This window comes from Terrimonas alba, from assembly GCF_042434975.1.
Classification (GTDB): Bacteria; Bacteroidota; Bacteroidia; order Chitinophagales; family Chitinophagaceae; genus Terrimonas_B; species Terrimonas_B alba.
In genome coordinates this window covers 340,163-367,021 of sequence record NZ_JBHMQM010000007.1, presented here as the reverse complement: position 1 = coordinate 367,021, position 26,859 = coordinate 340,163, and the positions used below count along the sequence as shown (strand labels likewise).

The 26,859-nt window shown below is 41.6% G+C and carries 25 protein-coding genes; 7 read left to right on the top strand and 18 right to left on the bottom strand.

Annotated elements, in window-relative coordinates; genetic code table 11:
- The first annotated feature begins 47 nt into the window (after positions 1–47).
- Together lolB1 and ACFEL9_RS20830 are read left to right on the top strand one after the other, a co-directional pair.
- Complete coding sequence (gene lolB1 / locus ACFEL9_RS20835; protein WP_385894229.1) at positions 48–860, top strand: lipoprotein insertase outer membrane protein LolB1; 813 nt, start codon at positions 48–50, stop codon at positions 858–860.
- Between the two features lie 78 nt (positions 861–938).
- Complete coding sequence (locus ACFEL9_RS20830) at positions 939–2,264, top strand: murein hydrolase activator EnvC family protein (protein WP_385894227.1); 1,326 nt, start codon at positions 939–941, stop codon at positions 2,262–2,264.
- 55 nt (positions 2,265–2,319) lie between these two features.
- Here ACFEL9_RS20830 and bshA read toward each other — a convergent pair whose 3' ends face one another.
- Positions 2,320–3,438 (bottom strand): N-acetyl-alpha-D-glucosaminyl L-malate synthase BshA, encoded by a 1,119-nt coding sequence (gene bshA, locus ACFEL9_RS20825; RefSeq protein WP_385894225.1) that lies wholly within the window; start codon positions 3,436–3,438, stop codon positions 2,320–2,322.
- 156 nt (positions 3,439–3,594) lie between these two features.
- Between bshA and ACFEL9_RS20820 the strand changes: the two genes are divergently transcribed.
- Positions 3,595–4,989, top strand: a complete 1,395-nt coding sequence (locus ACFEL9_RS20820; RefSeq protein ID WP_385894223.1) for a M20/M25/M40 family metallo-hydrolase — start codon at positions 3,595–3,597, stop codon at positions 4,987–4,989.
- A gap of 4 nt (positions 4,990–4,993) precedes the next feature.
- Here the strand turns inward: ACFEL9_RS20820 and argH are convergent, their stop codons facing one another.
- The 9 genes from argH to ACFEL9_RS20775 all read right to left on the bottom strand — a co-directional run bounded on the left by argH (position 4,994) and on the right by ACFEL9_RS20775 (position 14,707).
- Positions 4,994–6,325: an argininosuccinate lyase gene (gene argH / locus ACFEL9_RS20815; protein ID WP_385894221.1), complete on the bottom strand. Its 1,332-nt coding sequence runs from the start codon at positions 6,323–6,325 to the stop codon at positions 4,994–4,996.
- Between the two features lie 164 nt (positions 6,326–6,489).
- A complete protein-coding gene (locus tag ACFEL9_RS20810; RefSeq protein WP_385894219.1) occupies positions 6,490–7,560 on the bottom strand; it encodes a M20 family metallo-hydrolase in 1,071 nt (356 codons plus the stop codon).
- On the bottom strand, positions 7,553–8,338 hold the full coding sequence (gene argB / locus ACFEL9_RS20805) for an acetylglutamate kinase (protein ID WP_385894217.1): 786 nt from the start codon (positions 8,336–8,338) through the stop codon (positions 7,553–7,555). Before argB ends, ACFEL9_RS20810 begins: the two co-directional genes overlap by 8 nt.
- On the bottom strand, positions 8,331–9,290 hold the full coding sequence (locus ACFEL9_RS20800; protein ID WP_385894216.1) for a Rossmann-fold NAD(P)-binding domain-containing protein: 960 nt from the start codon (positions 9,288–9,290) through the stop codon (positions 8,331–8,333). The genes argB and ACFEL9_RS20800 overlap by 8 nt, the downstream gene beginning before the upstream one ends.
- A gap of 2 nt (positions 9,291–9,292) precedes the next feature.
- Positions 9,293–10,453, bottom strand: coding sequence for an aspartate aminotransferase family protein (locus ACFEL9_RS20795; protein WP_385894214.1), 1,161 nt, complete (start codon positions 10,451–10,453; stop codon positions 9,293–9,295).
- Complete coding sequence (locus ACFEL9_RS20790; RefSeq protein ID WP_385894213.1) at positions 10,454–11,626, bottom strand: DUF1343 domain-containing protein; 1,173 nt, start codon at positions 11,624–11,626, stop codon at positions 10,454–10,456. It abuts the gene before it with no gap.
- 3 nt (positions 11,627–11,629) lie between these two features.
- Positions 11,630–12,679, bottom strand: coding sequence for an N-acetyl-gamma-glutamyl-phosphate reductase (argC, locus tag ACFEL9_RS20785; RefSeq protein WP_446753367.1), 1,050 nt, complete (start codon positions 12,677–12,679; stop codon positions 11,630–11,632).
- Between the two features lie 66 nt (positions 12,680–12,745).
- Positions 12,746–13,966, bottom strand: a complete 1,221-nt coding sequence (gene argG, locus ACFEL9_RS20780) for an argininosuccinate synthase (RefSeq protein ID WP_385894211.1) — start codon at positions 13,964–13,966, stop codon at positions 12,746–12,748.
- An 18-nt stretch (positions 13,967–13,984) separates the two neighbouring features.
- Complete coding sequence (locus tag ACFEL9_RS20775; RefSeq protein ID WP_385894209.1) at positions 13,985–14,707, bottom strand: GNAT family N-acetyltransferase; 723 nt, start codon at positions 14,705–14,707, stop codon at positions 13,985–13,987.
- A gap of 307 nt (positions 14,708–15,014) precedes the next feature.
- Between ACFEL9_RS20775 and ACFEL9_RS20770 the strand changes: the two genes are divergently transcribed.
- Positions 15,015–15,443 carry a hypothetical protein gene (locus ACFEL9_RS20770; protein ID WP_385894208.1) on the top strand — a complete coding sequence of 143 codons (429 nt, stop codon included), beginning with the start codon at positions 15,015–15,017 and terminating at the stop codon, positions 15,441–15,443.
- Here ACFEL9_RS20770 and ACFEL9_RS20765 read toward each other — a convergent pair.
- Positions 15,440–16,144 (bottom strand): SAM-dependent methyltransferase, encoded by a 705-nt coding sequence (locus ACFEL9_RS20765; RefSeq protein WP_385894206.1) that lies wholly within the window; start codon positions 16,142–16,144, stop codon positions 15,440–15,442. The two genes, ACFEL9_RS20770 and ACFEL9_RS20765, sit on opposite strands and share 4 nt — an antisense overlap.
- A 1-nt stretch (position 16,145) precedes the next feature.
- On the bottom strand, positions 16,146–16,892 hold the full coding sequence (locus tag ACFEL9_RS20760) for an EI24 domain-containing protein (protein WP_385894204.1): 747 nt from the start codon (positions 16,890–16,892) through the stop codon (positions 16,146–16,148).
- A gap of 112 nt (positions 16,893–17,004) precedes the next feature.
- Between ACFEL9_RS20760 and ACFEL9_RS20755 the strand changes: the two genes are divergently transcribed.
- The gene (locus tag ACFEL9_RS20755; protein WP_385894202.1) at positions 17,005–17,610 is read left to right on the top strand and encodes a DNA-3-methyladenine glycosylase; all 606 of its coding nucleotides are present in this window, start codon (positions 17,005–17,007) and stop codon (positions 17,608–17,610) included.
- Between the two features lie 131 nt (positions 17,611–17,741).
- Positions 17,742–19,193 carry an SLC13 family permease gene (locus ACFEL9_RS20750; protein ID WP_385894200.1) on the top strand — a complete coding sequence of 484 codons (1,452 nt, stop codon included), beginning with the start codon at positions 17,742–17,744 and terminating at the stop codon, positions 19,191–19,193.
- A 77-nt stretch (positions 19,194–19,270) separates the two neighbouring features.
- On the opposite strand, the gene ACFEL9_RS20745 is transcribed toward ACFEL9_RS20750, so the two are convergent.
- Both ACFEL9_RS20745 and upp read right to left on the bottom strand, forming a co-directional pair.
- Positions 19,271–20,284, bottom strand: coding sequence for a PorP/SprF family type IX secretion system membrane protein (locus ACFEL9_RS20745; protein WP_385894198.1), 1,014 nt, complete (start codon positions 20,282–20,284; stop codon positions 19,271–19,273).
- Between the two features lie 255 nt (positions 20,285–20,539).
- Complete coding sequence (upp, locus tag ACFEL9_RS20740) at positions 20,540–21,190, bottom strand: uracil phosphoribosyltransferase (RefSeq protein ID WP_385894196.1); 651 nt, start codon at positions 21,188–21,190, stop codon at positions 20,540–20,542.
- A gap of 170 nt (positions 21,191–21,360) precedes the next feature.
- Here upp and ACFEL9_RS20735 point away from each other — a divergent pair, with 170 nt between their 5' ends.
- Positions 21,361–22,458: an anhydro-N-acetylmuramic acid kinase gene (locus ACFEL9_RS20735; RefSeq protein ID WP_385894194.1), complete on the top strand. Its 1,098-nt coding sequence runs from the start codon at positions 21,361–21,363 to the stop codon at positions 22,456–22,458.
- An 18-nt stretch (positions 22,459–22,476) separates the two neighbouring features.
- On the opposite strand, the gene ACFEL9_RS20730 is transcribed toward ACFEL9_RS20735, so the two are convergent.
- The 4 genes from ACFEL9_RS20730 to ACFEL9_RS20715 all read right to left on the bottom strand — a co-directional run bounded on the left by ACFEL9_RS20730 (position 22,477) and on the right by ACFEL9_RS20715 (position 26,790).
- Positions 22,477–23,517, bottom strand: a complete 1,041-nt coding sequence (locus ACFEL9_RS20730; protein ID WP_385894193.1) for an adenylate/guanylate cyclase domain-containing protein — start codon at positions 23,515–23,517, stop codon at positions 22,477–22,479.
- Positions 23,492–23,890, bottom strand: coding sequence for a response regulator (locus tag ACFEL9_RS20725; RefSeq protein ID WP_385894191.1), 399 nt, complete (start codon positions 23,888–23,890; stop codon positions 23,492–23,494). Before ACFEL9_RS20725 ends, ACFEL9_RS20730 begins: the two co-directional genes overlap by 26 nt.
- A gap of 10 nt (positions 23,891–23,900) precedes the next feature.
- Positions 23,901–25,883, bottom strand: coding sequence for a tetratricopeptide repeat-containing sensor histidine kinase (locus tag ACFEL9_RS20720; protein WP_385894189.1), 1,983 nt, complete (start codon positions 25,881–25,883; stop codon positions 23,901–23,903).
- Positions 25,884–26,172: 289 nt separating this feature from the next.
- A complete protein-coding gene (locus tag ACFEL9_RS20715; RefSeq protein WP_385894187.1) occupies positions 26,173–26,790 on the bottom strand; it encodes a c-type cytochrome in 618 nt (205 codons plus the stop codon).
- Positions 26,791–26,859 lie beyond the last annotated feature (69 nt).

Genomic DNA, 26,859 nt, shown 5'->3' with positions numbered 1-26,859 from the left:
AACATGTAACCGGCAACCGGAAACAATTTATGACAAGAAAAATAATAATGATTAGAGCAACATTAATAGTAATAGTAGTTGGCTGTTTGATGGCATCCTGTCGCTCCACAAGAAAAATACAAACAGCAATTGCTAAAAAAGATTCAGTTACCATAGTCCCTGTGATCAACAAATCAGGAGAGGACTCAGCCGCAATCATAAAAGAAACCACTGCAAAAATGAATGCAGGGCTGATTGACTTTACTACATTTTCTTCCAAAGTAAAAGTGGACTATGAAGGCAGCGATGGAAAAAAATACGATGTCACGGCCAATCTCCGGATGTATAAAGACAGTGTGATCTGGATATCAATCACCGGCGCTTTGGGTATTGAAGGTATACGGGCTTATATTACTCCCGATTCTGTTAAGATTTTAAATAAAATGGATAAAGCCTACAGTGCGAGGAGTGTGGCTTATTTGCAGGAGGTGGTTGCATTGCCGCTGGACCTGCATTCACTGCAGGGTATTTTGATCGGTAACCCGGTATTTGTAGACAGCACTGTTATTTCTTATTCAAAAAATGGCGATGATATTTCGCTATTAACCATAGGTGAATGGTTTAAAAACCTGCTTACGCTGAATGCAGAACGCAGGATTGAAAACAGTAAGCTGGATGATATTGATAAAAACAGGAGCCGGACCTGCAATCTTAGTTATACAGACTACGAAAATAAGAAGGGTGTTAATTTTTCTACCAAAAGAAGAATTACGGTAGCTGAAAAATCCAAACTGGATATAAAGCTTGATTTTAAATCCTATGAATTTAATGAAACGTTAAGTTTTCCTTTTTCGATACCCAAAAATTATAAGAAAGATTAGTTGATAAAATTTATCGAAAATGCGGTCGTTATAGTGTTTCTGTTCTTAAACCCTGTTTGCTAATCCAAAATTCTGAATATGCACAAATTATTGTTTACGGTCCTGGCATTTTTGGGAATTGCTGGCTTTGTTGCAGCACAAAGTTCTGATAAGGCTGAATTGGAAAGAGAAAGAAAAGAAATACAAAATGAGTTGAAAGAAATCCAGGGGATGTATAATAAGGTGAAAGGGCAAACAAAGCAATCCCTGGGACAGTTGAATATGTTAGCGAGGAAGATCACGTTGCAGGAGCGTTATATTGCCAGTATCAATAAAGAGATTCGTTTTATCGATGATGACATCTACCGCAGTAACCTGGAAATTTATCGCCTGCAAAAGCAGTTGGATACGTTGAAGTCAGAATATGCCAAAACAATCGTGTATGCATATAAGAACCGAAGCAGTTTTGATTATGTAAATTTTATTTTTTCCGCCAATAGTTTTAATGATGCTATTCGCCGGGTGGCTTATCTGAAAAGCTACCGGGCTTACAGGGAGCAGCAGGTAACTACTATTAACGAGACACAGCAGTTGATCGCCAAACGCCAGGAGCAACAATTGGGAAGAAAGCAACAGAAGAGTACAGCCCTGCAATCCCAGACCACGCAACGCAATGAATTGGCGGAACAAAAGAAAGAGAAAGACAAAGTTGTGACGGAGTTAAAATCACAAGGAAAAGATTTGCAGAAACAAATTGCAGCAAAAAAGAAACGTGACCGTGATCTCAGGAATGCCATTGCTGCCATTGTAAGAAGAGAAATTGAGGCAGAGGCAAAGAAAGCAAAAGAAAAGATGGCTGCCGAGAAGAAAGAAAGAGACAGGATCGCAGCCGAGAAAAAGAAAGAACTGGCATCGGCAAGTCCCACTACACCAGCCGCAACTCCTGCAAAGCCTGAAGTAGCGGAGAAAAAAGTTATCAGTTACCTGGAAGTGGATGCAAAAGATATTGCACTGGGTGCCGATTTCTCCAATAACCGGGGCAAACTCCCCTGGCCGGTTGATAAAAAAGTTGTGCTGATACCATTTGGGCGTTATGAAGTACCTGGTTTTGAGAAGATATATGATGATAATCCCGGTATCACAATTGGTACTCCCGCCGGCTCACCGGTAAAAGCGGTATTTGATGGTGAAGTAATAGCTGTTCATAACTATGGCGAAGCTGCCGCCGTCGTTGTTCGCCATGGAAAATATTTTACTTCATATGGTAACCTATCAGCTGTAAATGTAGGTAAAGGGGCTACCGTTAAGACAGGTCAGACAATCGGCCGTGCAGGAGATGCTGATGACGGATCGGGGGGCCAGATCAATTTCATGCTGATGATCGAAAATAAAAACGTAAACCCGGCCGGATGGTTGCGTCGTTAAAGAAATTGAAGAAATTGAAAAGTAAAACTCCCTGTATTGGCAGGGAGTTTTTTATTTAAAGAAATCGTTCGTATAATTTTTCGTAAACCGGGATGATATTGCTGATATCATATTTTTTAGCATGTTCAGCAGCATTGAGTTTAAATTTCTTTAGTACATCATCCTGGGTTAAAATATCCAGTGCGTATTCGCTCATCGCCGATATGTCGCCGATATTAGCCATATAACCAGTTTCACCCTGTATCATTATTTCTTTTAAACCTCCGGCGTTAGTCGATACTACCGGAACACCAGCGGCCATAGCTTCCAGTGCGGCCAAACCAAAGCTTTCATAATCCGAAGTCAGCAAAAACAGATCAGCAATAGCTAAGATATCTTCCATTTGTTCCTGCTTACCTACAAAGCGAACATCATCGCATACACCCAATGAACGGCTTAGCTCTTCCGCCATCTGTCTTTCCGGGCCATCACCCACAAATAATAATTTTGATGGGAGTTGCTTATGCACTTCGTGAAAGATCTTTACCACGTCCTGCACACGTTTTATTTTTCTGAAGTTGGAAGCATGTAATAAGATGCGCTCACCATTAGGAGCTATTACTTTTCTAAAGGCATCGATCGGTTTGCGGGTGAAACGTTGTACATCTACGAAGTTGTAGATTACTTCGATTTCTTTTTCAATTGTAAACGTTTTATTCGTTTCGTCTCTCAGGTTCGCTGATACTGCCGTGATAGCATCGCTTTGATTGATAGAAAAAGCGACGACGGGAGCATACATTTTATCGCGGCCTACAAGGGTAATGTCTGTGCCATGCAAAGTTGTAATAACCGGTATTTGTTTTCCTTCCTTTTCCAATATCTTTTTAGCCATATAAGCCGCCGAAGCATGCGGAATAGCGTAATGGACATGTAAGAGGTCAAGGTCATTATTTTTTATGACATCAACCATGGTACTCGCCAATGCTGTCTCATAGGGAGGATAATCAAACAAAGGATAAGTAGGCACCTGTACTTCATGATAAAAAATGTTTGGAATAAATCCATTCAACCGGACAGGCTGCTGGTAAGTAATAAAATGAACCAGGTGGCCTTTCTGAGCAAGGGCTTTTCCCAATTCAGTAGCCAGAACACCGCTGCCACCGAAAGTAGGATAGCAAACAATTCCAATTCTCATAAATTATAAATTGCTTATAACAACCCTAAGGTAACAGTTTTTGTAGCAGGAAGGTTTACTGTTCAACTTAAATATTTATTTTTAATGCTTGTCTGCCGTCAGGCTGGTTTATTAATTAACCGTCTAAATCAATTTAGTTAGAAAAATTTCAAATACATGAGAGGCATATTATTTTTCTGTATCCTTTTAGCGACAAATTTTGTTGCTTCCGCTCAAAAAGAAGACTCACTGCTGATCCGTCGTATTGCTGATGAGATCTTATTAAATGGTAAGGCGTATAACAATCTTCATTATCTCACCAAACAGATTGGCGCCAGGCTGGCCGGTTCGACCGGTATGGTGAAAGCTGAACAATGGGGATTCAAAATAATGCAGGAAAGTGGTGCGGAAAAAATTTGGTTGCAGGAATGCATGGTTCCGCATTGGGTAAGAGGTGGAAAGGATGAAGCCGGTGTGTTAAGTTTTCAATCATCGGCAAGTAGTGTTGGTTCTAATAAAATGACCCGCAAGCTGGATATTATTGCTCTAGGCAATTCAGTGGGCACAGGTTCAAAAGGTGTTGTTGATAATGTGGTGCTTGTGAATTCATTTGAAGACCTGGAAAAAAAGAAGGACCTGGTCAACGGTAAAATTGTTTTTTACAATTATAAATTCAATGATACCTATGTTAATACATTTTGGGCTTATCGGGATGCCGGACAATACCGGGGGCAGGGTCCAAGCCGTGCAGCGAAATATCGTGCAGCAGCAGTAATCGTTCGTAGCATGAGCAATAGCGTTGACAACAACCCCCATACAGGTGCGACCAATTATGACTCCGGCTATGCAAAAATTCCGGCCGTTGCAATTGGTTTAAGAGATGCAGATTGGCTCGCTGCCGAATTGGAGAAAAAAGCCGTAACAGTTTATTTGAAAACAAATGGAAAAATGTTGCCGGACACCATTGGGCATAATGTGATTGGTGAATTGATGGGCTCTGAATTCCCCAATGAAATTATAACTATCGGTGGGCATCTCGACAGTTGGGATAATTGCGAAGGAGCGCATGACGATGGGGCTGGTTGCGTACAAACCATGGAAGTGTTGAGGGCATTTAAAGCCATTGGCTACAAACCTAAAAGAACGATTCGGTTTGTGTTGTTTGCTAACGAAGAAAACGGGTTGCGCGGTGGCGCCAAATATGCTGAAGAGGCAAAAGCACAAAATGAAAAACACATTTTTGCGTTGGAGAGTGATGCCGGTGGTTTTACGCCAAGAGGTTTTGGATTTACTGTATCAGATGAGCAATTGAAGAAAGTGATGGAATGGAATCCCCTGATCGCTCCTTATGGCGCAGGTAACTTTGTAAAAGGCGGTGGCGGTGCTGATATTGGTCCTTTGAACCGAACATTTGGAACGCCAGTGGCAGGGTTGAATCCGGATACACAGCGATATTTTGATATTCACCATGCCCGCAATGATGTGTTTGAAAATGTAAATAAGAGGGAGTTGGAATTAGGAGCAGTGAATATGGCGGCGTTGATTTATTTGATAGATAAATACGGATTGTGATAAACTAGCTCATTAAATTTTCAATAGCAGTATGAACAGATGCAAAAGGGAAAGACTCAATTACTTTTTGCATCTGTTTTTTTATTTCATCAGTACAAAGATTGCCGATGCTTCCTTCATGCGTATGGCTGACAGAAGTTTGGTAAGTAAAATTTCCTGCTTCAATATCCAATCCTATTTTCTTATAAGCATCACGAAAAGGCATACCTGCATTTACCAGTTTGTTTACTTCCTCCACACTAAACAGGTATTTGTATTTTTCATCAGCCAATATATCTTTTTTCACTTCAATGTTTGATAACATCAGCCCTGCCATTTCAATACAATCTTTCAAGGTCTTAAATGCAGGAAACAAATGTTCTTTCAGCAATTGCAGGTCGCGGTGATAACCCGATGGAAGATTCGTGGTCATTAGCATGATCTCATTTGGCAAAGCTTTGATCTGGTTGCAATGTGAACGGATCAATTCAAATACATCCGGGTTTTTTTTATGCGGCATGATGCTGCTGCCTGTAGTCAGCTCTGCGGGGAAACTGATGAAACCAAAATTTTGGTTCAGGTAAAGACATGCATCCATGCTGAGTTTGGCCAGGGTATCCGCTACATTGGCCAAAGCCTGGGCAACAATTCTTTCGGCTTTACCTCTTCCCATTTGTGCATAGACTACATTGTAGTTCAGATCCGCAAAGCCCAACAACCTTGTTGTCATCGAGCGGTTGATAGGAAAAGAAGAACCATAACCTGCAGCTGATCCCAGCGGATTTTTATTCACCACATCATATGCAGCCCTGATTGTAACCGTATCATCTACCAGGCTTTCGGCATAGGCGCCAAACCATAAGCCAAAAGACGAAGGCATGGCTAGTTGTAAATGCGTATAGCCCGGGAAAAGATGTGCTTTATATTTTTCACTTTGGGTTTGCAACAAATCGAAAAAAGGCTGAATAGTTTTTACCAGTTCTTCCAGCTCATTGCGAAGAAAAAGTTTTACGTCAACCAAAACCTGGTCGTTGCGGCTGCGGGCAGAATGAATTTTTTTTCCGGTATCACCCAGCTTTTGCGTCAATAGTAATTCAATCTGGGAATGAATGTCCTCCACATCATCCTGTAACCGGAAATCACCATTTTGTATCTGCCGGTAAATATTTTTTAGTTCTGCCTGTAATTGTGTGAGTTCATTTTTGGTCAACAAGCCAACTGATTCCAGCATTGCTATATGCGCCAACGAGCCTTGCACATCAAAAGCTGCCAGGTACATATCCATTTCCCTGTCTTTACCAACAGTAAACGTTTCTACTTCTTTCAGGGATGCTTTATCTTTTTGCCAAAGTTTCATACGTAGATAGTTTCCAGTTTCCGGTTACTGGTTCCCGGTTTTTTTATCCGAAAAGTCATTCCAGGTATTTTCAACCCAGAGGATGAATTTGTTTATTTTCGTACTTTGTATTTCACATTGGTTATAGTTCTTTGTCCGGGTAACAGGAAACCGGTAACAGGTAACTATACCAATTCTTCCACCAATTTTATATATGTTTCTATTCCTTCCTTTATCTCGTCGATGTAAATATATTCATCAGCAGTATGACTTCTCGCTGAATCACCAGGCCCCATCTTTAGCGTTGAAAAGGGCATCAACGCTTTGTCGGAAGTAGTAGGTGAACCGTAATAACCTCTGCCTAACTTAATACCTGCTTTTACCAGCGGATGATCTAAGGAGATAGAAGTAGATTTCATCCTTGTAGTCCGCGGCTTGAACTTGCTCTTCAGGTTTTTTTGCAACGCATCCAATATCTCGTCAAAAGTGTACAACTCATTTACCCGCACATCGATCACAAATTTGCATTGAGAAGGTACCACGTTGTGTTGCACATTTTCGGTGGAAATGACTGTCACTGTAAGCCTTGACTCGCCCAGCAACGGACTTACCTTTTCAAATTTGTAATTGCGTATCCACTGTATATCGTCCACAGCTTTGTACAGCGCATTCTCACCTTCGTTGCGTGCAGCGTGACCGGCACGTCCCTCGGCGGTACAATCTATTACCATCAGTCCCCGCTCAGCAACAGCCATTTCCAATTTGGTTGGTTCGCCGACAATACCGCAGTCAATTTTGCCGAGATAAGGTAAAACCAGTTCAATACCATTTACACCACTTATCTCTTCTTCGGCGCTTGCTGCAAAGACAACATTATATTTTGTATCCTTCCTATCATAAAAATACCGGAAGGTTGCCAGCAGCGATACCAGGCATCCGCCAGCATCGTTACTTCCCAGCCCGAATAGTTTTCCATCTTTTTCAAAAGGGCTGAACGGATCAAACGTGTACCCTTTATTGGGCTTCACAGTATCGTGATGGGAGTTGAGCAAAATGCTGGGCTTGTTGGCATCGTAGTATTTGTTTAATGCATAAACATTGTTGCCAACCCTTGCATGCTCAATTTCTTTTGAACCGATAAACCGGCAAAGAATCCCGGCTGTTTCATCTTCTTCCTTGCTAAAGGAAGGAGTGGCTATTAATTCTTTCAACAGGTTGATAGCATCGTCCTGTAATAGTTGCAGATTGTTACTCATTTACAATAGTTGTGCCGGATGAACCGCTTATTAACTCACTTAGATTTTCGGCTTTACCAATGATCACTTTTTTTACACCGCTGTTCAATGCCGTGAAAGCATTATCCAGTTTAGGAATCATGCCGGCGAAAATCTTTTGCTTCGCCTTTAATTGTTTGTAGTAGGTGGGGGTGATTTCTGAAATGACGGTACTGTCGTCATCAGCATTTAATAAAACCCCGCTTTTGTCAAAAGAATAGATCAGGCTGACATCAAAATGATCACTCAGGCCTTTTGCCAATTCCTGCGCAATCGTATCGGCATTGGTATTTAATAAAAGCCCCTGCTGATCGTGGGTGATAGGGGCAAAGACAATGGCAATATTCTGATCGAGGAGGCTGGTGAGTAAACCTGCATTAATAGCATCTACATCACCCACGAAACCATAGTCAAGAATCGGGTGCTTTCTTTTATGGGCCAGGATAGCATCGCCATCAGCACCACAAAGGCCCATCGCATTGCATTGATTCGCTTGCAGCTGTGCCACGATATTTTTGTTGATATAACCGGCATACACCATCGTTACGATCTTCAATGTTTCTGCATCGGTTATTCTTCTGCCATCGACCAATTGCTGTTCAATACCTAATTTTTCGGCCAGCCTGGTCGCTAATTTTCCACCACCATGCACCAATATTTTCTTTCCTTCAATTGAGGCAAAATTTTTAAGAAATGATGAAAGCACTTTTTCATCATCAATGATATTGCCACCAATCTTTATAATAAATAGTTTATCCATTTGATCGTAGTATCTCTGAAAGTACAGCTTGTGCCGCCCATACCCGGTTAGATGCTTCCTGTGTAACAATACTGTTTTTTCCGTCCAGCACTTCATCACTTAATTCCACATTTCGTCTTACCGGCAGGCAATGCATTACTTTAGCACTGTTGGTTAGTTCCAGCTTTTTATTGCTTAGCATCCAGCGGGGATCGCTTTCATAAATTTTTCCATAGTCATTAAAGGTGCTCCAGTTTTTTACATACACAAAGTCCGCATCTTTCAACGCCTCATCCTGGTTATGAGTAATAGTAGCGCCTTTGGTAAATTCTTCGCTGAGCTCATAATCTTCCGGGTGGGCGATGACAAACTCAGCCTTACCCCATGCATTCACCCACTGCGAAAAGCTATTGGCCACACATTGTGGTAAAGGTTTAACGTGAGGCGCCCATGTCAATACGACCTTGGGTTTATTATTAACTGATTGTAAGCATTCCGTAATTGTTATAATATCCGTCAACGACTGTAGCGGATGAAGTGTGGCACTTTCCAAACTCACAACGGGTATGCCTGCATATTTAATAAATTGCTTCATGTACAACTCGCTATAATCATCTTCACGGTTTTTCAGCGATGGAAATGTGCGGATGGCCAATATGTCAAAATATTTTCCGAAGATGGGAGCAGCATCTTTCACATGTTCCACTGTATTCCCGCTCATGATCGCTTCTTCTTCAAACTCGAGTTGCCAACCTTCGCTTCCCACGTTGAAAACTATAGCTTCCATACCCAGGTTTTGTGCTGCAATCTGTGTGCTCAGCCTGGTACGCATGCTGGGATTGAGGAAGAGGCAACCTATTCGTTTATTCGTACCAAGTAATTTATCCTTGAACGGATCTGATTTATAAGTTAAGGCCTGTTTTACTAAAGTGCCGATGTCCTTTACATCATGAACAGAAATAAAATTTCTCATCTTTAATGAACGGGGGTTGGAGTGGGAACCAGTTTTTGTATTTCTTCTTTTAGTGATTCGATAAATTGTTCAGCATCTCTTCTTTTCAAACCCAGCGAAGGCAATAAACGAATTACATTGGGCTTAGCCTCACCGGTAAATATCTTTTGTTCCCACAATAAATTTTTCTTCAGGTCTTTCAAATCTTCCGGAACGTCAAAACCGATCATCAATCCCCGGCCCCGAACATTTTTTATTTCAGGAATTGCATTCAACTCATCTCTCAGGTATTTACCCACCATCACCGCATTGCCCATCAGTTTTTCTTCTTCAATGATTTCCAACACGGCCAGTGCCGCAGCACAGGCCAGGTGATTGCCGCCAAAAGTGGTACCCAATTGAAAATGCTTTGGCTTGATATGCGGCGCCACGATAATACCTGCAACAGGAAATCCATTACCCATGCCTTTAGCCATGCTATAAATGTCAGCATTTACGCCGGCGAAATCATGGCTGAAAAATTTGCCTGATCTTCCATAACCACATTGTACACTATCGGCAATATAGACAGCGCCATATTTATCGCAAAGGCTGCGGATTTTTTTCAGAAAACTTTCTTCTGCTACGTTGATACCGCCAACACCCTGTATGCCTTCGATTATCACGGATGAAATTTCCTTGCCATTTTTCGCAAAGCATTCCTCTAAAGCATCCTCGTCATTAAACGGAAGAAAGATCACATTGTCGGTTTCATTAACAGGGGCGATATAGTTTTTATTATCAGTTGCTGATACGGCTAAAGATGTTCTGCCATGAAAAGCTTTATTAAAAGCAATGATCTTTTTTCGGCCATTATGAAATGAAGCCAGTTTCAATGCATTTTCATTGGCTTCGGCGCCGCTGTTGCAAAGGAATAACTGGTAATCTGTTTTGCCGGATACTTTTCCCAATTTCTCAGCCAACTGCTGTTGCAGCGGGATGCGTATGGAGTTGGAGTAAAAAGCAATTTTTTCTAATTGCTCTTCAATACGCTTTACCCAATGCGGATGAGTATGTCCGATACTGATCACAGCATGTCCGCCATAAAGGTCAAGGTACTGTTCGCCCTTATCATCCCAAACATAAGAGCCTTTGGCCTTTACAATAGTAATTTCATTGATGGGATAAACGTCAAATAAATTCATTTATTTAATTTTCAATTGTTGCAAAGAGGGTTTATATACCAGGAAAGGTGAAGCTTCTTTAATCCAGGCAGCTTCTTCGTCCTGTATTTTTGTTTTTACTTCTTTCCACTGCGACTTATTGTCAAAATAGTCCAGTATCAACTGATCACCGGTAAGTAGTTCAATAGCCATTTTATCATTAAATGCTTCATACTTCCCTTCTTTCCAGGCGAATTCCGGTGTCTTTTCTTTGATATATTTAATTAGCCGCAGGCTGTGAGAAAGCGAATGATACTTTTTTTCATTATTCAGCATCAGGTGAAGCCCGCTACAGGTATTATTCGCATGTTTGTGAAATACCGGGATAAACTTTGTAGGTCTTATCACTACATGCTTATTAAAAGTGGGGTGTTTGTTATCATTCCAGTCTTCCTGGAATATCCAATCCAAAAAGGGAGATCCGATCAATTCAAAGGGCAACGTGGTTCCCCTCCCTTCACTGATATTGGTACCTTCCCACAGACATTGACCACTATAAAGTGAACAGACTAGTGGTGACGGAATATTAGGTGAAGGAGAAATGAACACATAATCTCTTTCACGAATCGGATCGATGATCAGCTCCCAGTCTGCTTCCAGTTTATTTTTAAAATATCGACACAGCTCACCAATTGTAAGACCATGCCGGTGAGGCAGACCTTCCAGCCCAATGAAGGAAGCGTATGATTTAGGCATTCTTGTTCCTTCTACATGCCTGCCGGCCGGATTTGGTTTATCGGGAACAATAATTTTTATTTCGAGATGATGAAGAGTAATTGATTTTAACAGCAGCCAGATAGTAGAAATAAAAGTGTAGTAACGGCTGCCGGTGTCCTGCAGGTCGATAATTAATGTATCAATCCCTGCAAGTTGTTGTGCCGAAGCAGTTAATGAAGATTCATTGTTACTGTAGAGTGATACCCATTCCACTTTTTCGGAAAATTGGCGATAAGCCGAAGTATCATCTAGTTTTTCCTGGTCCTGCAGTTCGCCAAAAAGACCGTGTTCAGGGATAAACACCTTTTTAAGCAATCCTTTTTCAATCAGCCATTGAAAAGAATATTTTTTAGAAGAAAGATGCCAGGCTGTTTGATTGCAAACTAATCCTATCCGGCTGCTTTTTGTAATAATATTATGTTGCAGCAGATACTTCATTTGCTAAAAACCTTGTGGTTTTAATTTGAGGCCCGCAGTCTCATCGAGACCGAAAGCCAGGTTCATATTTTGTACAGCTTGCCCGCTGGCGCCCTTTAATAAATTATCACTCGCAGAATGTACTACCAGTTTACTACCCACTTTCTCCAGTTGTATAACAGCCTTGTTAGTATTTACTACCTGCTTTAAGAAAATAGGATCATTACTAATATGGGTAAACGGATGGCTGCTATAAAAGTCGGCGAATAATGCTGTCATCTCTTCGAGGCTTTGCTCGCAGTGAATGGTCGAGCTTACAAAAATGCCCCTCGTGAAATCGCCTCTCCAGGGTACAAAGCTAAGATCAAGATCAGAATCGGGCTGCAATTGCAATAATGATTCGCCAATTTCACCCAAATGTTGATGGGTAAGCGTTTTATAAGCCTGTATATTGTTGGCCCTCCAGCTAAAGTGTGAGGTAGCCGATAATGATTGCCCTGCCCCTGTAGACCCGGTAATGCCTGTTGTATAAATTTCATCCAGCAAACCAGCCTTTGCAAGCGGTAACAATCCTAACTGGATGGTAGTAGCAAAACATCCCGGGTTGGCAATATTGTGAGCTGAGCGGATCTTTTCCCGGTTTAATTCAGGTAAACCGTAAACAAAGTAACGATCGCCCAGTTGTGAATTTTTGACTAACCGAAAGTCATTGGCGAGATCAATGATCTTGACCTTTTCGTCAATCTCATTTTCGGAGAGGAACTTTCGTGACTCACCATGTCCTAAGCAGAGAAAGAGCACATCAATGTCATTGCTTAAATCCCCGGTAAACTTCAGGTCTGTATCACCAATCAAATCCTGGTGAACAGCGTGAACTGGTTTGCCCACATTACTGCGACTATGAATAAAAGAAACAGTGGTATCCGGATGGTTAATCAATAAACGTATGAGTTCGCCACCCGTATATCCTGCTCCACCAATAATTCCAACTTTTATGGCCCCCTCCCGACCTCCCCCTTTAGGTGAGGCCATCTGCGCACTAACCTCGCTTTTTGTAGATTCTTTTTTTGCCATATCCTCTTCGTAAATCAAAAATTTAAAAATTAATTAGCACCACCGCTTATCAGGGTCTGTGTTATGCTAGGCCCCTCCTTGGGAGGGGTTTGGGGAGGCCGCTTCTTTTACCAAATGATACATCATAGTTTGATTGCCAAATATGCGGCTAAAGCCTCTTACATCATTGCCGGTAAAGCCGGTGTTCATTTCACCATACTTGCCAAATTTGCTATTCATCAGGTCGTATTTGCTTTCAATACCTATTACCTGGAAACGATAAGGAAGTAGTTGAACAAATACATCACCGGTAACATTGCGCTGGCTGTTTTCTAAAAATGCTTCTATATCTCTCATCACCGGATCAAGAATTTGACCTTCATGCAGCCAGTTGCCGTAAAATTGTGCCAATTGATCCTTCCAGTTTAGCTGCCATTTGGTAAGCACATGTTTTTCGAGGGCATGATGCGCTTTTAAAATAACCATGGGAGCGGCTGCTTCAAAACCCACCCGACCTTTTATCCCGATGATGGTATCGCCAACATGTATATCCCGGCCGATGCCGTAAGGACCAGCCATTTTTTGCAAATATTGAATGGCTTCTGACGGATGATCAAAAGAAAGTTCATTTACTTTTTTCAACTCGCCTTTTTCAAAATGTAGTACTACTTCTTCGCTGCCTGTGCTGGTGACTTGTGTCGGCCAGGCTTCTTCCGGTAATATGCCTTTGCTGGAAAGTGTTTCTCTGCCACCCACACTTGTTCCCCACAGTCCTTTATTGATAGAGTAAGCCGCTTTTTCAAAATTCATTTCGACGCCTTTTGCTTTCAGGTATTCGATCTCAGCCTCACGGCTCAATTGCAGGTCGCGGATAGGAGTGATGATCTCAACACCGGGAATCATAATATGAAAGATCATGTCAAATCTCACCTGGTCGTTGCCGGCGCCGGTGCTTCCATGCGCTACGGCATCAGCCTGCAACTCTTCGGCATAAGATGCAATGTGTAACGCCTGGCTCAATCTCTCAGCAGAAACACTTAAGGGGTAAGTATTATTTTTTAAAACATTACCATAAATAAGGTATTTGATAATGCTATCGTAATAACTTTTTACAGCATTCACTGTCTTGTGCGAAGCCACACCCAATTTATAGGCATGTGCTTCTATCTGCTTTAACTCTTCTTCGGTAAAACCACCTGTATTAACAATGATGCTGTGAACTTCATAACCTTTTTCTTCACTCAAATATTTTACACAATAAGAAGTATCTAAACCACCGCTAAATCCAAGAACAACTTTTTTTGACATCTTAGTAATTACTCGCTTTTAGAAATTGAAAAAATGATGAAACAATGCTTTCAGCTTACTGCCTCCGCTGCTGTTGTTGCTACCCGGTTTTTCCTTTTTCAGGAAAGGACGCAGAAGCTTCCATTGTTTGAAGCGAAGCAGACGTTCAAAGCCTTTTACATTCTCTTTGAAATACTCTTTTGTTTCTTCGGGCTCATAATGATCCTTAGGATCGAAGAGCATGGCGGTGCACATACAGTTTTTTCTTTCCTTGCTCATCAATATGTCGTAGTTCACACAACTTTTGCAGCCGGCCCAGAAAGCTTCGTCCTGCGTAAGCTCTGAATAAGTAACCGGTTCATAACCCAGGTCTGAATTGATCTTCATAACGGCAAGGCCGGTTGTCAATCCAAAAATTTTTGCTTCGGGGTATTTTTGACGGGAGAGGTTAAATATTTTTTGTTTGATAGATTTAGCTACGCCACTCTTTCTGAAAGCCGGAGAAACGATAAGCCCACTATTGGCAACATATTCTCCATGACTCCAGGTTTCGATATAGCAAAAACCTACCCATTCGCCGGATTTGGTAAGGGCAATTACAGCTTTACCTTCATCAATCTTCATTTCGATGTATTCAGGGCTGCGTTTGGCAATACCTGTGCCCCGGGCTTTTGCCGAAGACTCCATTTCATCGGTAATGATAGTTGAATATTTTTTGTCATCCTGGGTAGCTACCCGAATGATGATCTCTTGATTGTCCACGTTGAAAAGAATTGAATATTGTGCGGATGACCAGTCCTGATACATTTTCCGGAGAAACATTCACTGACAGGGGCCGTGGTAAGTGGTTCGTCCTGTCAGCACTCAGGGCGGCGTCGGGGGCGACAAAAAGTAAACAGATCATAGCCTACAGCATACACACCAGTAGTAATGGGTGCATGAAATGCCATTTGCTTCGTATGTGTCAAAATATTGTTCACGTTTACAAACAAATTGTAAATTGAGGCACAAATGTATAATAATAATCTGTTTAAGACGACAAATTTTTTGTTATAAATAATTAAGGCTTATGGAACAGCTAAAAGCTGGAAGCAAACGAGGAACATCAGGTGTTAAGAAAGTTTTTCGAACGTTTGTTATTATTTTAATTCTGTTCCTGGCAGGATACATTTACTGGAAATATTATTACCCTTATACAAGCGATGGCGTTAAATCGGGCTATTTGAATTTTGCAGTGCGTAAAGGACAATTATTTAAAACCTATGAAGGAAAACTGATACAGGAAGGCATTCGCAGCAAAACAGCCGGAGCCATTCAGTCAAACGAATTTGAGTTTTCCATCAAAGACAAAAAGATCTTCGATGTACTAAAAGTGAACAGCGGGAAAATTTTTGACTTGCATTACAAAGAGTACAACGGCGTCATTCCATGGCGGGGTAATACAAGATATATTGTAGATAGCATCATCTCTATGAGGGATCCTGAAAAAGGATACTAGTTAGCCAGCAACAGGAAAATGGCAGGTTGTTTATGAATGTCAATCTTTTCTTTTTTCCAGTCAGCAACGGATTTCGTTTTTATCCATTCTTTTTCACCCGTAATATTAACCGCCAGGCAAAGCTTAGTTGAAGGTTTGCAGGTTTTCACCAGGGTTTCCAGCAATTGGTTATTACGATAGGGTGTTTCAATAAAAAGTTGTGTGCAGTTTTTCTTTGCCGAATCAGCTTCCATCTCCCTGATGTAATGCATTCTTTGTTGATTATCGATGGGAAGATAACCTACGAACCGAAACTGCTGTCCATTCATGCCGCTAGCCATTAAGGCTAACAGTATAGAATTCGGACCCACCAAAGGTCTTATCACTACATTCATTTCCTGCGCTGTAGCCACCAGTAATTGACCAGGGTCGGCAATACCGGGGCAGCCGGCTTCGCTGACAATACCAATCGTTTTTCCATCTTTCAATTTTTGCCTGAACGTTTGAACAGCTTCTTCTTCAGCTTTATGAATGGGGAACCATTCATATTCATCGATCACCATTTCTTTCCACAACTGTTTCAGGAATCGTCGGGCTGTTCTTTCGTTTTCCACAAAAAAAACCTGGCAATTTTTTACAGCGTCCAACACATAAGCCGGGATTGTATGAAGACCGTTTTCGTCTAATAAAGAGGGAATCAAATAAACAACGGCTTTTTGCATACTACGTGGTTTTTACCTGGCGAACAGTTAATGTAGCTGCGATGATGGCATATGCCGGAGCGAAAAGAATCACCAAATGCATCAGGTAAAATAAGAAGCCATTCGTGATGGCCAATCCTTTATGCTTACCAATAAACTGGATGCTTTGGCTGGTGCTGTATTTGGCACGGGCAAAACCATAGTCCAACATAGAAAAACCAAAATAATAACATTCAACTACCAATACAATGAGCGGTGTTATCCAACCAACGACGGGAACAAGGCATAACAGAATCAATCCAACAAGATAGACCGTTTGCCAAAAGCAATTGCGCATGGCAATATAAACACCCCGTGCTGCTTCTGATTTTATCTCCGGCCAATTTGGCGAATGATCGTTATTTTCTAATATGAACTCTGTTTTTCGGCTCAGGTAAGCAAACACCGGCGAACCGATGATCAGGCAGATATATTTGAAAAATGAAAAATAGAAAAGCAATAACACCAACCAAAGTATAACGCCGGTAAAAGTGAAAAGAAATCCCAGGAAACTGTTTTCAAATTTTTGGATCCAGTTACTCAGTTGCAGAATATGCGTAATGTATTCAATGACGGCTGTAGCTGATTTGCCAAAGAAATACATGGCTGCAATAAACAAAATGGTATAAATAAGTCCCGGAATTACTACCCATTTCCACAGCTTATGCTGTGAAATGAAACGATGCGCCTCGGTCCAAGATTGGATAGTTATTACAATTTCTTTTAGCAACTCTTATTTTTGAGAGGTAAATATAATGGATTAAGCTACAAGAGACAATTGGCAACAGGCAATAAGCAAAGGATAAGTTTCCGGTTACCTGTTGCCGGTAACTAGCAAGAAGATGAAAAAGCTATCGTTAGATTTTTATAGGAGAGATGATGTGCTGTTGATTGCCCGTGAATTGATGGGAAAACTATTGGTGACAAAAAAAGATGGGGTCATTACGTCGGGACGCATTGTAGAATGCGAAGCATACGCCGGTTTCCCGGATAAAGCATCACATGCTTTTGGAGGGAGAAGAACAAAACGTAATGAAGTTATGTATGCCGATGGCGGCCTGGCTTATGTTTATCTCTGTTATGGCATTCATCATTTATTTAATGTGGTGACGCATGAAAAGGATACACCGCATGCGATTCTTATTCGTTCACTGGAGCCGGAAAAGGGAATCAGGGACATGTTGATCAGAACAGGTAAAAATGGTTTGGATAACACATTGACAAAAGGGCCGGGCAATGTTTCCACAGCATTAGGCATCCATACAAATGATACTGGCACATCATTGCTAGGCGGTACCATTTATTTGATGGACGATGGCTTTGCCTATACCAAAAATGAAATAGCAACATCACCACGCATTGGCGTTGACTATGCGGGTGAAGATGCTTTGTTGCCTTACCGTTATTATATAAAAGGAAATCCTTTTGTGAGCGGTAAACCGCGATAGTCAATTAGTCAACGTAGTCATACACATCAAATAGACGAGTATCACTCAGGATTGATAATGACCTGTTGACTGATATGTCTTCTATGACTTTTTCCTCTTAAGATTGTATCTTGAAAACCAAAATATACCGATTGCCAATAACCAACACTAAGCAAAGAACGAAGATCATTGCATTATTAGCCGGAGTCATCATTGCCTTATTTCTTTATTTCGTCAATCCTTTCCGTGTCAATGCCGGAGGTGTAAATGTATTGGCTGTTGCCGGTTTAATGATTACCTGGTGGGTAGGGGAAGCATTGCCGATGCCGGTAGTAGCTTTAGTTCCGCTTGTTCTTTTCCCCCTACTGAAAATATCATCGATGGAAGAAGCGGCTTCCCCCTATGCCAACCCGGTTATTTTTTTATTTATGGGTGGGTTTATGTTGGGGCTTGCCATAGAGAAGTGGAACCTCCATCGCCGTATTGCTTTAAACATCATCCGGCTTACCGGCACCAGCGGCGACCGTATTGTGCTGGGATTTATTCTGGCGACTGGGTTGTTGAGTATGTGGCTGAGTAATACCGCCACCACCATGATGATGTTCCCCATCGCTTTGTCGGTTATACATGTAATGAAGGAGAATAATAACAGCAGCGGCAACATCGCTAATTTTTCTCTGACCATTATGCTGGCTATTGCGTATGCTTCCAACATAGGAGGGATTGCCACTATTATCGGCACACCACCAAACGTGGCTTATGTTGCTTATATAGAAAAAAAATATGCATATTCCGTGGACTTCCTTGGCTGGATGATGATGTGCACGCCGCTGGCTATTTTATTACTGTTCTGTCTATACTGGGTGATGGTTAAATGGCTTTTCCCTAATCATATTAAATCGGATATGGCCACACGGCAATTGATAAGAGATGAACTCGCCGAACTAGGTCCTGTTTCCGTTAATGAAAAAAGGGTGCTGGCTATATTTTTAGGAACTGCCTTGTTATGGATCACCAAAGACCTGATCAACATCAGCCAATCATTTCTAAAGTTGAACGACACACTAATAGCGATTACAGGCGCTATTGCTTTATTTATTTGCCCGGCTAAATCCGAAAATTCAGATTCCATATTGGAGTGGCCGGATACCAATAAAATGGCCTGGGGAATTTTATTATTGTTTGGGGGTGGTATTTCGTTGGCCAACGGACTTGAAAATGCCGGGCTGATGAAGCAATTAGGAGAGTGGCTTTCCCAGTTTGCCGGGGATAAGTTTATCTTATTGCTGATTGTGACTTTAGTGACGATGTTTCTTAGCGAAGTAATGAGTAATGTGGCCCAGGTAATCGTTTTCGCTCCTGTTGTTTCATCATTGGCTGACGCTATTGGAATGAATCCGCTGGAGCTGGGTATTGCGATGACACTGGCTGCGAGTTGTGCAAGTATGTTACCCATGGGCACACCACCCAATGCCATTGTATTTGCCAGTGGTCATATTAAACTAAAACAAATGCTAAGAGCGGGTTTTGTCATGAATATCGTAGCAGCCATTTTAATCACTCTTTTTTGCTGGTTTCTGTTACCAATGCTCATGAGAATTTAAAAATGCATATTTAGCCAGTCCTTTAAGATTGTATTATTTTTTATCGGGAAAGGTAACGGTAAGCTCCGTCACATTCATTAAAATTTAGGACAATTCAACTTCTTCGCATTTGGGTCGGTCGGTTTCTTAATATAGATGAGTGAAATTTCAACACCGCCCCTGGAGTTGGAAGCAGGTTTTAAAGAAGAAGTATTTACATCATACGATGCTCCAAAATGCCACTCGCCAAACTCCAGGCCGACATAAGGGATAATGGCATCTTCAAACCGGTACCAGCTTCCGAGGTAGAAATTGGTAGGGTTTTCTTCGTCGTTATTGACGTTGAGTGAAAATGCACCGCCGATCATCGTATTGTGAGCTTTGGCTTGCATGCTGTGATTAGCGGCCACATGCAATGAATTATACGAACCAACTGGTATTCTTGCACCGCCTTGTATGGTTGTTCTCGCATTCAGTACAAAATCGCCTTTTTGAAAACTCTCTTTCGGCCGATTGATATGATACATGGATGCACCAAAGTAAAAATTGTTATAGCCGTTGGTAGTGCCATTATAGATCACGCCAGCGTTCAAGTCAAAATAATTCAGGTTTACCTGTTGGGCTGAGAAGCTTTCATTGGTAATACCGGTAAAGCCTGATGAGGTCAACTGGTCTTCAAATAAAAGTTTAGCGGTGTTTAATCGCTTATTCATATAAGTTCCCTGGAAACCGGCACCCAGTTGGTGATAGCCGTTTTCATCAAGGGCTTTGTGATAGGCAAGAGATAAACCGAGATAATTACTATTCAACGCACCATCGCCGGCTTTGTCACTATAACCCATGATGCCGATACCAAACTGATCAAAGTCGGGAATTCTGTTTTTCAGGATACCCATATCCAGCGAAGCCGTCATCGTGGTGTAAGCGTTATTAATAGTAGGCCATTGGTTCCGGTAATTGGATGCAAAGCGAAATACCCCGTCAAATTTTCCAGTCATAGCCGGGTTCATGGTAAGGGGCGAAGCAAAGAATTGGGAAAAATTGGGGTCCTGGCCAAGGGACTCAGTAAGCAAGGCAGCACAAATAGCCAGGGTTAAAAGAAGTTTTTTCATCTCAGCAATTAAGTTTTTTCTCTGCAGACGCACCATGTTATTTGTGACAGGCAGCATTCTATAAACGTTGTCTCGTTTTTAAAATTGCCCGAAGTTGATTGCCTGCACAATTTGTCTATAGAGTGGGCAAAATACAATAAATAAAAGACCCGCAAAAGACCCCGGTTGCTGCTTTTTATAAAAAACGGGAAATTATTCAGGCTAGTTGCCCTGCCGGATAAAACTGACTTTGTTATTACCAGTCGAATGTTCAATCTACATCTGCACTTTTACGCCAAAAGCCAGGTCGCCTGCATCACCCAAACCCGGCACGATATAACCTTTGGCGGTTAGCTCATCGTCAATATCGCCACACCAGATAGTAACCTGGGGGTCTTCTCTTTTTACATATTCAATGCCGACGGTGCAGGCGATAGCAACCACGATATGAATTTCTTTTGGATGCCCTTCTTCTTTAAGAAAATGAATGGTTTTGACCAGCGACGAACCGGTGGCGAGCATTGGGTCCGATATGATGACGACCCTGTCCTCCAGCTCCGGGCATGAAATATAGTCAAGGCTAATGTCGAAACTGCCATCCTGGTTGTGCTTGCGGTAGGCAGAGATAAATGCATTGTCGGCTTTGTCAAAATAGTTTAAAAGCCCCTGGTGCAATGGTAAGCCTGCCCTTAGTATAGTCGCCAATACGGGCTGTTGTTCTAAAACCTTGCAACTGGCTGTTCCCATGGGTGTTTGCACTTCTTTTTCAGTGAAAGGCAATACCTGGCTGATCTCGTAGGCAGCTACTTCTCCGATACGTTCCAGGTTGCGGCGAAAACGCATCCTGTCGGCCTGGATATCCACATCCCTGAGTTCGCCAACCCAATTACTGATAAGACTGTGCTGCTCACTTAAGTTTATAACCATTGCTTGCTGTATTTGGTTTCAGAAGTTTCACAGGTTTAAAAGGTTCTATAGATTTAATACACTTTAAAAGTTTGTAACTGCTGCCAAAACCTCTGGAACGTTTTGAACTTCTTAAACTTTTAAACTTTTCTTCGCCTTACTTTTGGCAAATCTAATCTAAAATCAGTTTAATGATCTACAGGGCAATAGGTTTAATGAGTGGCAGTTCATTGGATGGGCTTGACATTGTTTTTGCGGAAATACATGAAAACGGTGGAAAATGGAGTTATGAAATAAAAGCAGCCGACTGTTATTCATATTCGCAAGAATGGGCCGATAAATTAAAAAATGCCGTCACATTAAATGCGCTGGACTACCAGTTGTTACATACCGACTATGGCCATTACCTGGGGCAGCAGGTGAACCGTTTTGTGGAAGAGCATCAATTGCAATATAAGGTTGCAGTGATCGGGTCCCATGGCCATACCACGTTTCACCTGCCTGCTAAAAAAATGACAGCCCAATTAGGAGATGGTGCTTCTATTGCGGCTGCTACCAGTTTGCCTGTTGTCTCGGACCTGCGGGCAATGGATGTTGCATTGGGAGGGCAGGGTGCGCCAATCGTTCCCATCGGTGAAAAATTGTTGCTGGGCGATTATGATTATTTTTTAAACATTGGTGGGATTGCTAATATTTCTTTCAACCAGGACAACTACCTGGCATTTGACATTTGTGCCGCTAACCGGGTGCTGAATATGTTGACTGCCAAAGAGGGCAAGGAGTATGATGAGGGCGGGAAAATGGCCGCATTGGGTAATGTAGATAATGCTTTGCTGGAAAAATTGAATGGATTGGATTTCTACAAAGCGGCATATCCAAAGTCCCTGGCGAATGATTTTGGAACTAACATCGTATATCCGTTAATCTTGAATGCGGGAAGCAGCACAGCTGATGCCTTGCGAACTTATACCGAACATATAGCAATGCAGGTAACGCATGCCATTGCATCAGTCAACGACCTCAAACTTCAAACTTCGAGCCTTAAACTTCTGTGCACTGGTGGCGGAGCTTTTAACAGCTTCCTGGTAGAGCGATTACAGGACCACCTAAAGCAACTGGACATAGAGGTGATTATCCCCGATGAAAAATTGGTGAAGTATAAGGAAGCGCTGATCATGGCGCTGATCGCCGTGCTGCGCTGGCGGGAAGAAACGAATGTATTGGCTTCTGTTACCGGAGCGCAGAGAGATTCCGTAGGTGGTGCGATGTGGATGGGCCAGGAAGAGTAGATGCTCATCTATTATTCGTCAGCCCAGCACTTCATAAGCCGGGATGGGATGGGCTTTGTTTTTCAAACTTACTTCGCCTATTGGCCGGCAGCTAAATGACTCTTTTACTTTTTCATAAGCCGCTTCGGTAATAACTATTTGTCCCTCCCCGGCCACTGACTGCAGCCGTTGTGCAACATTCACCGTGTCACCTACAACAGTGTAATCCAATCGCCGAAGATTGGCCGACCCGATATTGCCCGAAACCATTTCACCACTGTTGATACCAATGGAAACTTTTGGAAAAAATGATACTTTGTTTGCCTGTTGAGGAAGTTTTTCGATTTGACAACGCACAGCAAGGCAGGCATCAATGGCACGATCCAGGTGATACTCACCCCTGAACACGGCCATGATGGCATCGCCGATAAACTTATCAATATGTCCATCCTGTGCAATGATCTCTTTTACCATTACATCAAAATAGTTGTTCAACAAGCTCACCACGGTATCGGGGTCTTCATTTTCACTGATTTTGGTAAAACTGCAGATATCTATAAATGCCACGGTGGCTTCTACTGTTTCATTCGCCATGAGTGATGATTCATATTCCCGGCTGTTCATAAAATTGAGAACTGACTCATCAACATACATCCGCAGTATATTGTTTTCCTTGATCGCCCTCAGTGTTTCCTTCATTTGCGAAACATAGCGAATCGTTTTTTCCATGGTCAGTTCCAAGTCCTCAAAATTTACCGGTTTGGTAATAAAATCGAAAGCGCCGCGGTTCATCGCGGTACGAATGTTTTCCATATCACCATAAGCTGATACGATCACAGATTTTAATAACGGTTTTGTTTCGTTTAATTTGGTAAGCAGGGTGAGTCCATCCATTTCCGGCATATTGATATCACTCAGCACAATATCTATGTCGGTATGTTGCTGTAGCTGATCCAATGCCTGATTCCCGTTCGTTGCAAACACAAACTCATAACGGTGTTCCCTTATTTTCTGCCGGAACTTTTGTTTGATCAGCGCTTCAAGATCTGTTTCGTCATCTACTACCAATATTTTTGCCATGAGCAACTATTTTTAGTTTTTCCTTTAATAAAGTAAAATCAATAGGCTTCGTCAAAAAATCATCGGCGCCCATTTTCATGGCCTGGTTATAATTTTCGGGATCTCCGTAAGCCGTAATCATCATTACAACAGGTGGCGGTTGTTCAAATCTTGTTTTTATCCGGCGCAGCAATTCAAGGCCACTCATACCCGGCATATTGATGTCTGAAAGAATGAGAACGGCTTCGTGAACATGTTGGTTAAGGTAGTTAAGCGCCTCTTCGCCGGAATAAGCGAACGCAAATTCTGTTTCCCCGCTCCGGATCTCTTTCCTGAAGCGTTGTTCAAACAGCGGCCTCACATCTGTTTCGTCATCTACTACCAGTAGTTTCATTTTTTAAAATTTACGTTGGTAACTGGATAATAAATTCTGCGAATTCGCCTTCTTTGCTTTCAGCTTTCATGAGGCCGCCATGTCCCTTGGTAACGATGTCGTAGCTTAAAGACAAGCCCAAACCTGTTCCCTGGCCTGTTGGCTTCGTAGTGAAAAATGGTTGGAACATCTTTTCCATGATAGGTGGCGGAATCCCGTTCCCATTGTCTTTTATGCTAATCTGTATTTTACCGGGTAGTTTCCTTGTACGAACGGACACGGTTGGCTCATAATCAACTGGCTGTTGTCTCCTTTTTTCAGTAACGGAGTAAAAAGCATTGTTGATTAAATTTAAAATAACTCTTCCGATATCCTGTGGAACTACATTTATTTTTTCAACAGTAGGGTCAAAATCGGTTTCAAACCTGGCGTTAAACGATTTGTCTTTTGCCCTTAATCCATGATAAGCCAACCGCAAATATTCATCACATAATGCATTAATGTCTGTTGATTCTTTTTGCCCGCTATTCGTTCTTGAATGTTGAAGCATTCCTTTTACAATGGCATCGGCTCTTTTGCCATGATGGTTTATTTTTTCCAGGTTCTGTTCAATATCAGTGAGTAGTTGATTTTCCAGCTGTTCATCCCTTTCACTTTTCACTTTTGCCTTTTCACCTTTCAATTCCTCTATCAATTCTCTGTTTACCTCCGAAAAATTATTGACAAAGTTTAGTGGGTTTTGAATTTCATGAGCAATACCGGCGGTTAACTCACCCAGCGAGGCCATTTTTTCGGATTGGATCAGTTGAGCTTGTGTTGATTTAAGTTCTGCCAATGTTTCTTCGGTTTTTATCTTTTGTTTTTCTGTTTGCTCTTTTTGTCTTTTTAATAATTTATATGCCTTTTGCCTATGTCGGTTGTTGCGAAAAAGGAGAAAGGCAATCGCTAAGAAAAAGATGACCAGTCCTGTCAAAAAGAATTGTTTTATTCTATTTTCTCTTTGTTTTTTTTCAGCTTCAGCTTGCTGTTGATATAAATCTTCTTTGAATTTATATCCTAATATTTGCTTTTGTTTTTCCTGGTTGTATAAGCTGTCCCTCGCTGCAATAGCCTTTTTAAAATAATAAAGTGAGCTATCAGATTTCTTTGCTTCATATAGTTCAGCCAATAATAAATTTGATTCCATTGCTTCCTTAGCAAATCCTCCTTTCCGTGAAAGCATTAATGATTTATTTACATATAAAAAAGCAGAATCAATTTGGCCTCTCAGTTTAAATAAGGATGTAATGTTATTATATGTCCAGGCAAGGTCTTTCAGATTATTTTCCTTGATCAGCGTAGGGATGCTAAGCCCATAATATAAAAAAGAAGAATCATATTTTTTTTGATCGGCATAGATATTTCCTGCCACCGAGAAAATCCATCCATCGAGCCCGGGGGAGGGGGGATAACGCAAAGCCTCCTGAATGAAAAATCCTATGGAATCCTTTTTTCCCATTTGAAAATAAAGAAAAGCTTTAGCTGCTTTTCCTACTTTGCAATACCGACAGCCATCAACGAACGGAGCATACTGATCAACCATAATATAATAGTTCAATGCTTCACCATAATCTCCCTGATCCCGGTATGCATTGTGAAGGTTGCTAAGTATCCCTGTCATCAATCTTATATCTTTTGTTTTCTCGGCATCAGGAATAATGGGAAGTAATAATTCTATTGCCAAAGCATAGTTGCCGAGACTCCATGAGCATGCTGCTGCTGAAACCTTACAATACATCTCGCCCCTGTAAAAGTTTATTTTTCCGGCAAGTTTTATTCCTTCCAGTGCAAGTGTATACGCTGAATCCGGGTTTGACCATTGCATTTGCCGGCTTAACTCAGATATTAACATTACCTGTGTTGTATCTTCCCTGCCGGCTTTCAAAAGTGTAATAATACTGTCTTGGGAGATAGTTTGCGTTTTCAGAAAAAATGCCTGTAATAAAATGATTGTTATAAGAAAAAATCTTTTCATACTCTTCAGGTTGTTTACGCAAGCAGTTGAATAATAAAACTACTTCCTTCACCTTCTTTCGTTTCTACCTTCAACTCACAGCCATGTGCTTTTACAATATCATAACTCAAACCTAATTCCAGTCCTGTTCCCTGTCCTGTTGGAGAGAAGAAAGGAGTATTTTTAACTGCTCTTGTCCACTATTCTTATTTCATTGTCCTTCTATGGCTTTGTTAATAATAAATAGTCAATCCTTGCTGTTATTGACACCCAACAAGGATTGATATCTATTCATTGTAATCCCTTTTTATTATTTCATGGGTAACACCGGGGGAGTGGGTTGAACGGAATTATTCTTAATGGGTTTAATTGTTCTCAGGTAGGCAAATATGGCCTTCAATTCATCATCAGTCATATGTTTGACCGGCATCATGGACATGGGTGGCATCAACGGCCTTGATCCGGGAAGTCCTTTGCTGATACTGTTCCTGACAGCATAAAGAAACTGATTCTCGGTCCACTTGCCCGTACCTGTCTCATCAGGTGTAAGGTTAGCCGAATAGGAAATTCCCCAGGGACCGATCCAGGCGGTAAAATCTGATGTGACTACCAATCCTTTGCTTTCCATTTGTTTCCTATCGACATCCGGTGCCGGCAATTTTTCAGGGTGTCCGGATAAAAGTAAGGTGCTGTCATCAACCGGCCCCATGGAGGTCATTTTCTTGGGTGTGTGACAGTCATTGCAACCGCCAATTGTGACGAGGTGTTCACCCCATTTTACCTGCGTTTCATAACCACCAAAATTGGTTTTTTCCGCTGCTGCGGTTGATTCAATCGTCGGGTCGGCTTGTTTGTTATCAGCGCATTTGGCAAAAAAGATGGCAGTGAATGCCAGGGCCGTAATAAACGACAAATAAGACTTACGCATAATTGTTGGTTTTATTGTAAATAAAAATTGTATTGACAACCCAGGGATGGAATAATGCTAAGCCAGCGT

What these genes read in the sequence shown, in the direction of transcription:
- argB (WP_385894217.1), bottom strand. Translation starts at nt 8,338, where the DNA reads ATGGATAAACTATTTATTATAAAGATTGGTGGCAATATCATTGATGAT.
- ACFEL9_RS20715 (WP_385894187.1), bottom strand. Translation starts at nt 26,790, where the DNA reads ATGCGTAAGTCTTATTTGTCGTTTATTACGGCCCTGGCATTCACTGCC.
- upp (WP_385894196.1), bottom strand. Translation starts at nt 21,190, where the DNA reads ATGGTTATAAACTTAAGTGAGCAGCACAGTCTTATCAGTAATTGGGTT.
- ACFEL9_RS20830 (WP_385894227.1), top strand. Translation starts at nt 939, where the DNA reads ATGCACAAATTATTGTTTACGGTCCTGGCATTTTTGGGAATTGCTGGC.
- ACFEL9_RS20765 (WP_385894206.1), bottom strand. Translation starts at nt 16,144, where the DNA reads ATGCAAAAAGCCGTTGTTTATTTGATTCCCTCTTTATTAGACGAAAAC.
- argC (WP_446753367.1), bottom strand. Translation starts at nt 12,679, where the DNA reads ATGGCAAAAAAAGAATCTACAAAAAGCGAGGTTAGTGCGCAGATGGCC.
- ACFEL9_RS20735 (WP_385894194.1), top strand. Translation starts at nt 21,361, where the DNA reads ATGATCTACAGGGCAATAGGTTTAATGAGTGGCAGTTCATTGGATGGG.
- argH (WP_385894221.1), bottom strand. Translation starts at nt 6,325, where the DNA reads ATGAAACTTTGGCAAAAAGATAAAGCATCCCTGAAAGAAGTAGAAACG.
- ACFEL9_RS20810 (WP_385894219.1), bottom strand. Translation starts at nt 7,560, where the DNA reads ATGAGTAACAATCTGCAACTATTACAGGACGATGCTATCAACCTGTTG.
- ACFEL9_RS20725 (WP_385894191.1), bottom strand. Translation starts at nt 23,890, where the DNA reads ATGAAACTACTGGTAGTAGATGACGAAACAGATGTGAGGCCGCTGTTT.
- ACFEL9_RS20770 (WP_385894208.1), top strand. Translation starts at nt 15,015, where the DNA reads ATGGAACAGCTAAAAGCTGGAAGCAAACGAGGAACATCAGGTGTTAAG.
- ACFEL9_RS20745 (WP_385894198.1), bottom strand. Translation starts at nt 20,284, where the DNA reads ATGAAAAAACTTCTTTTAACCCTGGCTATTTGTGCTGCCTTGCTTACT.
- ACFEL9_RS20795 (WP_385894214.1), bottom strand. Translation starts at nt 10,453, where the DNA reads ATGAATTTATTTGACGTTTATCCCATCAATGAAATTACTATTGTAAAG.
- ACFEL9_RS20730 (WP_385894193.1), bottom strand. Translation starts at nt 23,517, where the DNA reads ATGGCAAAAATATTGGTAGTAGATGACGAAACAGATCTTGAAGCGCTG.
- ACFEL9_RS20755 (WP_385894202.1), top strand. Translation starts at nt 17,005, where the DNA reads ATGAAAAAGCTATCGTTAGATTTTTATAGGAGAGATGATGTGCTGTTG.
- ACFEL9_RS20820 (WP_385894223.1), top strand. Translation starts at nt 3,595, where the DNA reads ATGAGAGGCATATTATTTTTCTGTATCCTTTTAGCGACAAATTTTGTT.
- ACFEL9_RS20790 (WP_385894213.1), bottom strand. Translation starts at nt 11,626, where the DNA reads ATGAAGTATCTGCTGCAACATAATATTATTACAAAAAGCAGCCGGATA.
- ACFEL9_RS20720 (WP_385894189.1), bottom strand. Translation starts at nt 25,883, where the DNA reads ATGAAAAGATTTTTTCTTATAACAATCATTTTATTACAGGCATTTTTT.
- lolB1 (WP_385894229.1), top strand. Translation starts at nt 48, where the DNA reads ATGATTAGAGCAACATTAATAGTAATAGTAGTTGGCTGTTTGATGGCA.
- bshA (WP_385894225.1), bottom strand. Translation starts at nt 3,438, where the DNA reads ATGAGAATTGGAATTGTTTGCTATCCTACTTTCGGTGGCAGCGGTGTT.
- argG (WP_385894211.1), bottom strand. Translation starts at nt 13,966, where the DNA reads ATGTCAAAAAAAGTTGTTCTTGGATTTAGCGGTGGTTTAGATACTTCT.
- ACFEL9_RS20800 (WP_385894216.1), bottom strand. Translation starts at nt 9,290, where the DNA reads ATGAGAAATTTTATTTCTGTTCATGATGTAAAGGACATCGGCACTTTA.